The 11,227-nt window shown below is 38.9% G+C and carries 9 protein-coding genes and 1 pseudogene; 2 read left to right on the top strand and 8 right to left on the bottom strand.

Annotation, left to right across the window (positions count from 1 at the left end; translation table 11 throughout):
* Positions 1 to 1,566, top strand: a 1,566-nt coding sequence (locus tag H8R91_RS10780) for a cohesin domain-containing protein (RefSeq protein WP_494546231.1), incomplete at its 5' end; no start/stop codon positions are given.
* Between the two features lie 688 nt (positions 1,567 to 2,254).
* Here H8R91_RS10780 and H8R91_RS10775 read toward each other — a convergent pair.
* From H8R91_RS10775 to H8R91_RS10765, 4 genes and pseudogenes are all read right to left on the bottom strand, one after another.
* The gene (locus tag H8R91_RS10775) at positions 2,255 to 2,464 is read right to left on the bottom strand and encodes a hypothetical protein (RefSeq protein WP_186936172.1); all 210 of its coding nucleotides are present in this window, start codon (positions 2,462 to 2,464) and stop codon (positions 2,255 to 2,257) included.
* A 19-nt stretch (positions 2,465 to 2,483) separates the two neighbouring features.
* Positions 2,484 to 2,558, bottom strand: a pseudogene (locus H8R91_RS12460) (hypothetical protein); the annotation flags it as partial.
* 152 nt (positions 2,559 to 2,710) lie between these two features.
* On the bottom strand, positions 2,711 to 4,618 hold the full coding sequence (gene lepA, locus H8R91_RS10770) for a translation elongation factor 4 (RefSeq protein ID WP_186936170.1): 1,908 nt from the start codon (positions 4,616 to 4,618) through the stop codon (positions 2,711 to 2,713).
* Between the two features lie 254 nt (positions 4,619 to 4,872).
* Entirely contained in the window at positions 4,873 to 6,201 is a 1,329-nt protein-coding gene (locus H8R91_RS10765) for an MATE family efflux transporter (protein ID WP_186936168.1), read from the bottom strand.
* A 345-nt stretch (positions 6,202 to 6,546) separates the two neighbouring features.
* Here H8R91_RS10765 and H8R91_RS10760 point away from each other — a divergent pair, with 345 nt between their 5' ends.
* Positions 6,547 to 7,428 (top strand): hypothetical protein, encoded by an 882-nt coding sequence (locus H8R91_RS10760; RefSeq protein ID WP_186936166.1) that lies wholly within the window; start codon positions 6,547 to 6,549, stop codon positions 7,426 to 7,428.
* Positions 7,429 to 7,687: 259 nt separating this feature from the next.
* On the opposite strand, the gene H8R91_RS10755 is transcribed toward H8R91_RS10760, so the two are convergent.
* The 4 genes from H8R91_RS10755 to H8R91_RS10740 form a co-directional block, all read right to left on the bottom strand.
* Positions 7,688 to 8,155 carry a hypothetical protein gene (locus H8R91_RS10755; RefSeq protein ID WP_186936164.1) on the bottom strand — a complete coding sequence of 156 codons (468 nt, stop codon included), beginning with the start codon at positions 8,153 to 8,155 and terminating at the stop codon, positions 7,688 to 7,690.
* Between the two features lie 232 nt (positions 8,156 to 8,387).
* Positions 8,388 to 9,716 (bottom strand): MATE family efflux transporter, encoded by a 1,329-nt coding sequence (locus H8R91_RS10750; RefSeq protein WP_186936162.1) that lies wholly within the window; start codon positions 9,714 to 9,716, stop codon positions 8,388 to 8,390.
* A gap of 230 nt (positions 9,717 to 9,946) precedes the next feature.
* A complete protein-coding gene (locus H8R91_RS10745) occupies positions 9,947 to 10,114 on the bottom strand; it encodes a hypothetical protein (protein WP_022234327.1) in 168 nt (55 codons plus the stop codon).
* Positions 10,115 to 10,252: 138 nt separating this feature from the next.
* Positions 10,253 to 11,206, bottom strand: a complete 954-nt coding sequence (locus H8R91_RS10740; RefSeq protein ID WP_022234328.1) for an L-lactate dehydrogenase — start codon at positions 11,204 to 11,206, stop codon at positions 10,253 to 10,255.
* Positions 11,207 to 11,227 lie beyond the last annotated feature (21 nt).

The following is an 11,227-nucleotide window of genomic DNA, read 5'->3' as shown; positions in this document are numbered from 1 at the left end:
AACAGCGTTTCATCAGCTGTAGGTGCATACAATATGTCAAGCGGTGACATCACAAGCCTTATTGTTCCTACAACAGCTTCTCAGGCTACACAGCCGACAACAGCAAGACCTACACAGCCAACAACAGTAAGACCTACACAGCCGACTACAGTAAGACCTACACAGCCGACTACAGTAGCTCCGACAACACAGTCACCTACACAGGGCACAAACCTTAATATCTCAAGTAAATCTAACTACTTCTCAAATGCAAATGTAACATTTAAGAAGGGCGATACAGTTTGTCTTGAGTACATTGTAGATTCATCAATGAATCTTGTAAATGCCGAATGGACACTTACTTACGATAACACAAAGCTCGCTGTTGATAAGGAGCGTTCAGCTAAGCTTATGCCATATGTTACTAACGAGGTTACTAACATTATGGACGCTAAGGGCACAATCAAATCTAACTTCAGTGAAATTCAGAATCTTGCTGATTTCAGTGGCGGCAAGGCTCTTGCAAGAGTTTACTTCAATGTAATCGGCACAGGCGACACAACAGTTGACTTCAACCTTAAAACACTTAGCGTAGGTTACCTTGACAGCAACTACAACCTTAAGTTCAAGCCTGTTGTAAGAGGCGGAGTAGCTCAGACAGATGTTACTTCAACTCCTGGTTTTGAAAACTTTACAATTAAGACAAGCGTAAAGGCTGCTAAGGCAACAACAGGCAGCACAACAACAGTTTACTTTGCAGCACCGAGAGTAGCACCGGGCAGAACAGTATGGAGTGATGTTGATATTTATTATGCAAATACAACATCTGTAATTAAATCAAACAGAATCCATATGAAAGACACAGGTCTTGTAGTTAATAATCCTGATGGCGCTAAACTTAAGACAACAAGAAGAGGCGACTGGCATGTATTCTCTGCAGAGCTTACAGAAGCACAGGTAAAGGCTATTGACTCTGCTAAGTATGCAGGTTTTGTATATGCAGGCAACTATAACCTCAAAACATCTGCTAAGTTTGACATCAAGATGGGTAAATCAATCGCAGACTTTGACGGTCAGGTATTCCTCATCAATGCAGCAGTAACAAATTCAGAAATTGATTCATACACAGGTGCATGGTCAAAGGCAGAGATGACAAAGCCTGAATACAAAGCAACAACACTTAAGTTTGCAGTACCTACACAGAACTGGTCAGGCGGCGCTTACTTCTACTATGGTAAATCATCTGTAATCACTGAAGTAAATAAGATTGCTATGAAGGATTCGGGTAAAACAATTTCAGTACCTGATTCACTCGTAAGCTCACTTAAAAATTACAAAGGCGGCGACTGGAAAGTTTACACAGTAGACCTTACAGCAGAGCAGGTAGAGGCAATTGACAACAGTTCGGTATCAGGCTTCTGCAGCGGCAACTCAATCTATGTAAAGACAACATCAACTAGGAATGTATTTAGAGATTACAATTCAGTAATGGATCTCGAGAATTATGCATTTGTAGTAACAGGATGCACAAACGCAGCAAAGGAAAAGTCTTCACTTACAGGTAAGTGGAGATGGAGCAAATTCTGATTGCGTTAAGTTCTTTCATAAATAATTAATATTAATCCGCACTCACTTTAACTTGGTTTATTGTGAGTGCGGATTTTTAGGTTTATTAAGATTTTTTGTCAAGAGTTGAGAAAATTATTGTTTAGCGGAATGTCGGTCGGGCATTGAAATTTAGCTAACGCTAAATTATCCTCCGAAAAACAAAAAAGTTTACTCAGTTTTTTCAAAAATTGCGGGTTTGGGCAGCGCCCATAAAATCTTCCAATATAACAATTTATCAGGCGCAAACAGCCACGCTGTTTGCGTGCTAAAACTAAGTTTGTTAAAACAGGCGACAGCCTTTTAGAAAAGAAATGATTAACTTTTCATTATATATCGAATGGCTTTCTTGTTGCTATCGCATTTAAGGGCTTTCGCCGTTGCGTTCAAGCCGCCAAACAGCGAGCTGTTTGGCTATTGTTAGTTTGCGTAAGCGGAAAGTATTTGTGGGCTTTGCCCACATCCACGGCCTTTGAAAAGGTCGACCAAACTTTTATAATTACTTGATAAAGCAATCAGCTAAACCATAATTTATCCTAACTATTAAAAAACCTATATCACAAAAGGCACACAACCGTTATCACTTTCGGTTATGTGCCTTCTTGTTTTTGTAAGGCTATTTTTTCACAGCCTCTTTCTTATTCATAATCTGAACATCCAAAAGTATTTGTTAATCATCGTCAATTTCTACAATTTCGTAGTCCGGATCTTCAAAATTATCCTCATCATAGTCATAATCACCAGGATTAGACATATGTAGAATTTCCGCACCTTGACGGGTGCATGAGCATAAGTACAGAGCATATTCTTCTGCTTCTTCTTCTGTATCAAAAACTTCATCCTCGTACTCACCGTCAAATAACAACTTAAATCTCGACATTTTTCTACCTCCGTTCTTGTTAAAATTTAAAAATGTCCAATTTACCGCTATGAACCTTCTTGTGACAATCGTAACAGAGCAATACGATATTTTTCTGCTGTTGCTACTCCTAAAAACTGATGGTCAAATATGTAATGGTATTGGACTTCCTGTTTTGAGCCTTCTTGTTTTTGTAAGGTTATTTTTTCATAGCCCCCTTTTTGTTTTTGTTAGCCTATTTCATCACAGCCCCTTGCTTTTTTAATATTAATCTGTATCAAGTTTGAGCACTGCCATAAATGCCTCTTGCGGAACTTCAACAGAGCCGAGCTGGCGCATACGCTTTTTACCCTCTTTCTGCTTTTCAAGAAGTTTCTTTTTACGGGAAATATCACCGCCGTAGCACTTTGCAAGTACATCTTTTCTCATAGCCTTAACGGTTTCTCTCGCAATGATTTTACCGCCAATGCAAGCCTGAATCGGAACTTCAAACAGCTGTCTTGGAATTTTCTCCTTGAGCTTTTCCGCCATCTTTCTCGCTCTGCCATATGCCTTGTCTGCGTGAATAATAAACGACAGTGCATCGACAACATCGCCGTTAAGCATAATGTCAAGTTTAACAAGGTTGCTCTTTACATAATCCTTAAGCTCATAGTCAAAAGATGCATAACCTCTTGTGCGTGATTTTAAGGTATCAAAGAAATCGTAAATAATCTCGGCAAGCGGTAATTCATAGTGCAAGTCAACCCTGTCTGCATCAATGTACTGCATATCTATAAATATGCCTCGTCTGTCCTGACAAAGCTCCATAATGTTGCCCACATATTCCTTTGGTGAGTAAATATGTGCGGTAGTCATCGGCTCTTCTGCCATTGCAATAAGTGCAGGGTCAGGATAATTTGTCGGGTTGTCTATCATTTCAACGGTGCCGTCTGTTTTTGTAATTCTGTAAATTACACTCGGTGCAGTTGTGATAAGGTCAAGCTGATATTCACGCTCAAGTCTTTCCTGAATAATCTCCATATGAAGAAGTCCGAGGAATCCGCAGCGATAGCCAAATCCGAGAGCAACCGAGGTTTCCGGCTCAAAAGAGAGTGCTGCGTCATTGAGCTGTAATTTTTCAAGAGCATCTTTAAGATCACCGTATTTTGCACCGTCAACAGGATAAATACCGCAGTAAACCATTGGCTGAGCCTCACGATAACCCGGTAAAGGCTCTTTGGCAGGATTTGCGGTAAGAGTAACAGTGTCGCCGACTTTTGCATCTGCAAGAGTTTTAATTGATGCGGCAATGTAACCAACTTCACCTGCGTAAAGTCCGTTGGTAGATTCCATTGATGTGGCATGCATAAGACCACATTCCACAACGGTGAATGTACTTCCTGTTGCCATAAGTTTAAATTCGTCACCCGGGTGAATCTGTCCCTCTTTAAGACGAACATAAATGATAACGCCTTTGTAGCTGTCGTAGTAGCTGTCAAAAATCAGCGCACGGAGAGGTGCGTTGACATCGCCTGTCGGAGCAGGAATGTCTGATACGATTTTTTCGAGGACAGCGTGAATATTGATACCTTGCTTAGCGGAAATTTTTGGTGCGTCCTCGGCAGGAATACCGATTACATCTTCAATTTCTTCGATAACTCTGTCAGGATCGGCACTCGGCAGGTCGATTTTGTTGATTACGGGCACAATTTCAAGACCGCTGTCGACAGCAAGATAAGTGTTGGCGAGAGTTTGAGCCTCAATGCCTTGAGATGCGTCAACAATAAGCACTGCACCCTCACAAGCCGCCAAAGAACGGGAAACCTCGTAGTTAAAGTCAACATGACCGGGAGTGTCAATGAGGTTGAAAAGATATTTTTCGCCGTTGTCGGCATCATAAGTAACCGATACGGCACGAGCCTTTATTGTTATGCCACGCTCACGCTCAAGTTCCATATCGTCAAGGAGCTGTGACTCCATATCACGGGCAGATACCGAATTGGTCTGCTCAAGAATACGGTCGGCAAGCGTACTTTTGCCGTGGTCAATATGAGCAATTATGCTGAAATTTCTAATTTTGTCCTGTGGAAATGACAATTCTATCACCTTTTCGCAGATATTTGCAGGTAAGCCTGCACCTGAATTAACAGACTGAACGCCTGTCCGAATATATACATATTTATAATAACACATTTTGCATTTGTTGGCAATAAATTTGTGATTGTACGGAAAGAAATACAACTTTTTTGTTGCCAAAAAATAATAAATTTTTAGGCTCTTTATCAAAAGGAGAGGTAATTATTGTTTAGCACACGATTTTGCCAAGCAATTATAATAGTTTGGTCAACCTTTAAAAAGGCTTGACCTAAATTTTTAATCCAAACCTCAGTTACTCTGTTCACTCCAAAATAAAAGCTGTCTTTCCCACAAGAAAAACAGCTTTTTTATTATACATATTTATATTTTTTTCTGTTGGCTGCAAAGAACGATATGCTTATAATCAGCGAGCAAATTTCGGCGCCTACTACGGCAAGCCAAATTCCGTTGAAGTCAAGTAATAACGGAAGAATAAAGATAAATGCGACCTGAAAAACGAGCGTTCTCATAAACGAAATTACGGCAGACACAAGTCCGTTGTTTAGTGCGGTAAAGAATGCCGATGCAAAGATATTGATACCGCTTATAATGTATGACAGCGCAAACAGGCAGATTGCATTGGTTGTCATATCGTGCAGTTCTTTGTTGTATCCTACGAAAATTCCTGCCAGAGCAGAGGAAAAAATTTCTGCACAGGCGGTAAGGATAACTGCGGTTGCCGACAGCAAAATAAGACTTTTTTTGAAAAGGCTTTTCAGCTCATCGGTATTTCCTGCGCCGTAGTGGTATCCGATAATCGGAGCAACTCCGACCGAGTAGCCGAGGTAAGTGCCGACAAAAATAAATCCGACATACATTATAATGCCGTAAGCTACAACGCCGTCGTAACCCGCATATTTAACAAGCTGTAAATTGTAGAGCATATTTACAAGCGACATTGAAATGTTTGTTACCATTTCGGAAGAGCCGTTTGTGCAGGTTTTAAGTATCGGTTTAAGTTCAAGTTTGGTTTTAACAAGCTTCAGCGGCGACTTGTTTTTGCGTGCAAAGTAGAATATCGGGATCATTGCGCCGATAAATTGGCTTATACCGGTTGCAAGCGCAGCGCCAAATACGCCCAAGCCGAATACATAGATAAACAGGAAGTCAAGCATCATATTTGTAAGTCCTGCGGCAAGAGAAACTCCAAGTCCCATTGCAGGTTTTTCGGCAACTACAAGAAAACTTTGAAAGCAGTTCTGAAGCATAAAGAATGGGAGAGCGAACAAAAGAGTTCTGCCGTAAACCGAACAAATATTAACCATTTCGCCCTCTGCGCCCAAAAGTTCGGAGATTTGTCTTATAAACAAAATACCGATTGCCGCTAAAACAATACTCGCAATTACCAAAAAATAAATCAGCATTGAAAAATAGCGGTTGGCAAGTTTTTTGTTGCCCTCGCCAATGGTCTTTGAAACAAGAGCACTGCCGCCTGTACCAATCATAAATCCCACAGAGCCGAGCATCATCAGCGCAGGCATAATCAGATTAACTCCCGCAAAAGACTCACTGCCCGCAACATTTGATACGAACAGTCCGTCAACAACCCCGTAAACAGATGTAAAAATCATCATTGCAACAGTTGGAATTGTAAATCGGATAAGTTTTTTGTAGGTAAAATGCTCCAATAACTGAATCATATTTCACTCTCCTTTATTTTACATAAAAACAGCTCGGTTATATTATCAATAACCGAGCTCACCCGACATCTTATCGACAGTGTTCCAAAATAGAAACGGTGTTACGACACCATGTCCTCCGATGACCATATTTTATTATAAGTACAGACACTTTAGTACATTTTTTTATCAATGTCAAGGGTTTATGCTCAATTTGACCTTTAAAGCAGAAAAGTTTTTAACATTATTTTAATGGTATGTTAATAATATTGTGGATGGGAAGTATTGAAAAAAGAGCTAAAAGGTAGTATTATTAAGTTACAGAGAAATACAGATAAAAACAAGACGATTTTAAGGTGCTTTATTATGATTTCAGTAAATGATTATAACTACACATCACGCAAGCCGAGGTTTCAGCTTGCTTATAAAATTCTCAGCGGATTTCAGTTTGCAATCATTCTTTGTTCGGTGATAAATGTTGTTAGTTTACTTTTTACGCATCATTTTCATTTCTTTTTAGGTAGCTTGGAAAGTGTAACGGTGCCGCTTTACAAATTTTATTTTTCATTTTCTCAAGATTATTTGTACTTGATAGAAAGTTTCGTGGTTATCGGTATTATAACATTTCTTTCAATTATGTCGCTTATGGAGTGTATTGGTAAAACCGACCAAAGCATTATAATTCCCACAAAGTATATGGTAATGAATTTTATAGTGGTTTCCATACTGGAAGTTAACCCACTTAGAAATGACGGCGAGTTACTGGAAAAGGCTTGTCCTAACATTTCCGTAGCTGTTTTTGGAAGTGCTGTTTATTTAATATCTTGTTTTATAGTTATACTGCTGAAAATCTTTGAAAATGATGATTACTTTATAGAGATGCGATGGCATCATCATGGTGAGTTCTCGCTTTTGAATTATGCTGTGTTTGCTAAGAAAAAACGAATTGTTTATATGTTTGAGGCAGCACCGGCACTTGCTGCATTTTATTTTTATTATCACAGCTATAATAGTTTCTCTTCAAAAACAGTAGATCTAATCGAATTGAACTGTGCTTATATCTTTGTTGCTTTTGTTGTTATACTTACATTTTTCGGAAATATGTATTCATTAAAAAAATACAAAAAATCTCAGCTTGAACCGGATCCGCCGGAAAGCTATTTCAAAAACTATTACTTAAGTCAGATAATTTCATTTGTATTGTTTGCAATTTCATACTTTGTAGTGCTTTTGCTGTTCAAACAGTAAGTATAAAAGGTTCTATTCTAAATATTGGGGTAACATTAATATTATGGTTTAGCACGCACAGTTTAGTTTAATAAATTTTTTAATTCGGGACAGAAACTATTAATTTTGTTTTACTTTGTTTCCCGACCGATAATCCGCTAAACCATCATTTCTTACAACGATTTACAAAAATCATAAAAGAAAAATGCAGTCCGTTTATATGGACTGCATTTTCTTTGGGTAATTATTTATATGAAGTTTTAGGAAAAGGTTTAGTAAATCAGTTTGTAAAGAGAGATTTTCTCTTGCCGTAATATACAGCGTAAATTAAAAAAAGTATTACTGCCGCAATCATTGATACAACAATTAAGTAAAAATATATTCTTAAAAAGCCAATTACAACAATATTTGTCACCGCATACGCTGCCGGTATTAATACCGAAACACCCAAGCAGGTGTATAATAGTTGGAGTGCGTCTTTTTTAAAACCTGCGAGTTTTTGTCGGGTTATTACAATCAGTATGGCATACATCACAAAAAATATACCGAATAATATGTCATAGGTCTGCATCATAGGATGCTGGGCATATATTTGAGCATTGTTAAATATAATTTGTGAGCCGTTGATGACAGCGTGGGTTTTGCCTATAAAAAACGGAACAGCCGCAAAAAGTGTAATCGCTGTCAGCGTGAAAAGTGCAAAATAAATTGTAAATTTATGCCATTTGAGTTTATAATTACCTTTCATAATATTGCTCCTATACTGTTACTTTATGAATATATTATAACATTCGGACTATGACAATATAGTGACAAAAAATAGAAAATTAAAAAAAGTTTTTTGCTTTTTGGGGAGAGAATTTTAAAAAACTGACTTTTTGGCATAAAAGTTGAGCCTAAAAATTTTTAATCCAAACCTCAGTTACTCTGTTCACTCCAAAATAAAAGCTGTCTTTCCCACAAGAAAAACAGCTTTTTTATTATACATATTTATATTTTTTTCTGTTGGCTACAAAGAACGATATGCTTACAATGAGCGAGCAAATTTCGGCGCCGACAACGGCAAGCCATATTCCGTTGAGGTCAAGTAATAACGGAAGAATAAAGATAAATGCGACCTGAAAAACCAGCGTTCTCAAAAATGAAATTATAGCGGAAACAAGACCGTTGTTCAGCGCTGTAAAAAATGCCGATGCAAAGATATTGATACCGCTTATAATGTATGACAGCGCAAACAGGCAGATTGCATTGGTTGTCATAGCGTGCAGTTCTTTGTTGTATCCTACGAAAATTCCTGCCAGAGCAGAGGAAAAAATTTCTGCACAGGCGGTAAGGATAACTGCGGTTGCCGACAGCAAAATAAGACTTTTTTTGAAAAGGCTTTTCAGCTCATCGGTATTTCCTGCGCCGTAGTGGTATCCGATAATCGGAGCAACTCCGACCGAGTAGCCGAGGTAAGTGCCGACAAAAATAAATCCGACATACATTATAATGCCGTAAGCTACAACGCCGTCGTAACCCGCATATTTAACAAGCTGTAAATTGTAGAGCATATTTACAAGCGACATTGAAATGTTTGTTACCATTTCGGAAGAGCCGTTTGTGCAAGTTTTAAGTATCGGTTTAAGTTCAAGTTTGGTTTTAACAAGTTTCAGCGGCGACTTGTTTTTGCGTGCAAAGTAGAATATCGGGATCATTGCGCCGATAAATTGGCTTATACCGGTTGCAAGCGCAGCGCCAAATACGCCCAAGCCGAATACATAGATAAACAGGAAGTCAAGCATCATATTTGTAAGTCCTGCGGCAAGAGAAACTCCAAGTCCCATTGCAGGTTTTTCGGCAACTACAAGAAAACTTTGAAAGCAGTTCTGAAGCATAAAGAATGGGAGAGCGAACAAAAGAGTTCTGCCGTAAACCGAACAAATATTAACCATTTCGCCCTCTGCGCCCAAAAGTTCGGAGATTTGTCTTATAAACAAAATACCGATTGCCGCTAAAACAATACTCGCAATTACCAAAAAATAAATCAGCATTGAAAAATAGCGGTTGGCAAGTTTTTTGTTGCCCTCGCCAATGGTCTTTGAAACAAGAGCACTGCCGCCTGTACCAATCATAAATCCCACAGAGCCGAGCATCATAAGTGCAGGCATAATCAGATTAACTCCCGCAAAAGACTCACTGCCCGCAACATTTGATACGAACAGTCCGTCAACAACCCCGTAAACAGATGTAAAAATCATCATTGCAACAGTTGGAATTGTAAATCGGATAAGTTTTTTGTAGGTAAAATGCTCCAATAACTGAATCATATTTCACTCTCCTTTATTTTACATAAAAACAGCTCGGTTATATTATCAATAACCGAGCTCACCCGACATCTTATCGACAGTGTTCCGAATACTCGGAACGGTGTTACGACACCCTGTCCTCCGATGACTTTATTCATTGTTGTACAGACATTTTAGCATATTTTTATACCAATGTCAAGGATTTAAAGAATTTTAACACAAAATCATATTTTATTTTTAAGTATATTCGATTATTTCTCAAAATTATCAATTGTGTAAATAATGCACGCAATTCCGGAAATCATCGAGAACAAAACTGCTCCTGTCATTGCCTCATTAACAGATGCTCCGACAAAAAAGCCGACGATTCCGGCAATGACCATAATGATAACAGACACTGCGGTTCTAAACTTTTTCATATGTCTTTACCTCCAGAAATTCCTGTTTATACTTACATTATAACATTCGGAAAAATTAAAGTCAAATAAAAACAGTCCGTTGAGAGCGGAGTTTTCTCTCAATGAACTGTTTATCGAATTATTAATCTTTGTATTTATTTACAAAATACTTTTATAGGTGTCGTTTAAAATGTTATACGAATTTTCAAGATATTTTTGTTCTGACGGAGTAAGTTTTAGTTCAAGCATACGCTTTGCGCCCTCACTTCCGATTATTGCCGGATTGCCGAGGAAAACATCTTTTTTGCCGCCGTATTCACCCCGTAATCTAACGGATACCGTGAGTACGGAGTTTTCGTTTTCAAGCACGGCTCTTGCTACACGCACTATTGCCATTCCTATGCCGTAGTATGTCGCTTTTTTGGCGGCGATAATTTCGTGTGCGGCGGTACGGACTTCTCGGCTTATTCGGTCTAAATCCTCCATAAAATAGCTTTTGGAATTGTCTGAAAGAACATCGCAAATCGGTTTTACCGCAATTAGAGCCTGCGACCAAGGTACAAATTCACTGTCGCCGTGTTCGCCGATTACATAGGCGTGTATGTTGCGTGGGTCAACTTCAAAGTATTCGCCCAAAAGATACCTAAGCCTTGCGGTGTCAAGGGTTGTACCCGTGCCGATTACTTTTTCGGCTTTAAATCCCGAAAGCTCGCAGGTAATTCTTGTCATAATGTCAACGGGGTTTGTAGCGACAATAAATATGCCCTCAAATCCGCTTTCCGTTACCTGCGGAACAATTTTTCGGAAAATTTCGTAATTGCCTTTTAACAGCTCAAGTCTGCTTTGCGACGGTTGCCGCTGACTGGCACCCGCACAGATTACAACGATGTCGGCATCTTTACAGTCGCTGTAATTTCCTGCGTAGATTTTTGTGCTGGCAGGCGAAAAAGCAATGCCGTGGTTTAAATCCATTGCCTCGCCTCTGGCTCGCTGTTCGTTTATGTCGATGAGTACAAGCTCGTCACAAAGGTTTTGATTCAGAGCCGCATATGCAAAACTCATACCGACCATTCCTGTACCGACAAGTGCGATTTTCTTTTTGTTTGTAAACATATTATTATCCTTTCTGATTAT

The sequence above is a fragment of the Ruminococcus intestinalis genome (assembly GCF_014288065.1).
GTDB lineage: Bacteria > Bacillota > Clostridia > Oscillospirales > Acutalibacteraceae > Ruminococcoides > Ruminococcoides intestinale_A.
The sequence above is the reverse complement of the archived record's forward strand: the minus strand, read 5'-3'. Positions and strand labels throughout refer to the sequence as shown.

What these genes read in the sequence shown, in the direction of transcription:
- H8R91_RS10775 (WP_186936172.1), bottom strand. Translation starts at nt 2,464, where the DNA reads ATGTCGAGATTTAAGTTGTTATTTGACGGTGAGTACGAGGATGAAGTT.
- lepA (WP_186936170.1), bottom strand. Translation starts at nt 4,618, where the DNA reads ATGTGTTATTATAAATATGTATATATTCGGACAGGCGTTCAGTCTGTT.
- H8R91_RS10765 (WP_186936168.1), bottom strand. Translation starts at nt 6,201, where the DNA reads ATGATTCAGTTATTGGAGCATTTTACCTACAAAAAACTTATCCGATTT.
- H8R91_RS10760 (WP_186936166.1), top strand. Translation starts at nt 6,547, where the DNA reads ATGATTTCAGTAAATGATTATAACTACACATCACGCAAGCCGAGGTTT.
- H8R91_RS10755 (WP_186936164.1), bottom strand. Translation starts at nt 8,155, where the DNA reads ATGAAAGGTAATTATAAACTCAAATGGCATAAATTTACAATTTATTTT.
- H8R91_RS10750 (WP_186936162.1), bottom strand. Translation starts at nt 9,716, where the DNA reads ATGATTCAGTTATTGGAGCATTTTACCTACAAAAAACTTATCCGATTT.
- H8R91_RS10745 (WP_022234327.1), bottom strand. Translation starts at nt 10,114, where the DNA reads ATGAAAAAGTTTAGAACCGCAGTGTCTGTTATCATTATGGTCATTGCC.
- H8R91_RS10740 (WP_022234328.1), bottom strand. Translation starts at nt 11,206, where the DNA reads ATGTTTACAAACAAAAAGAAAATCGCACTTGTCGGTACAGGAATGGTC.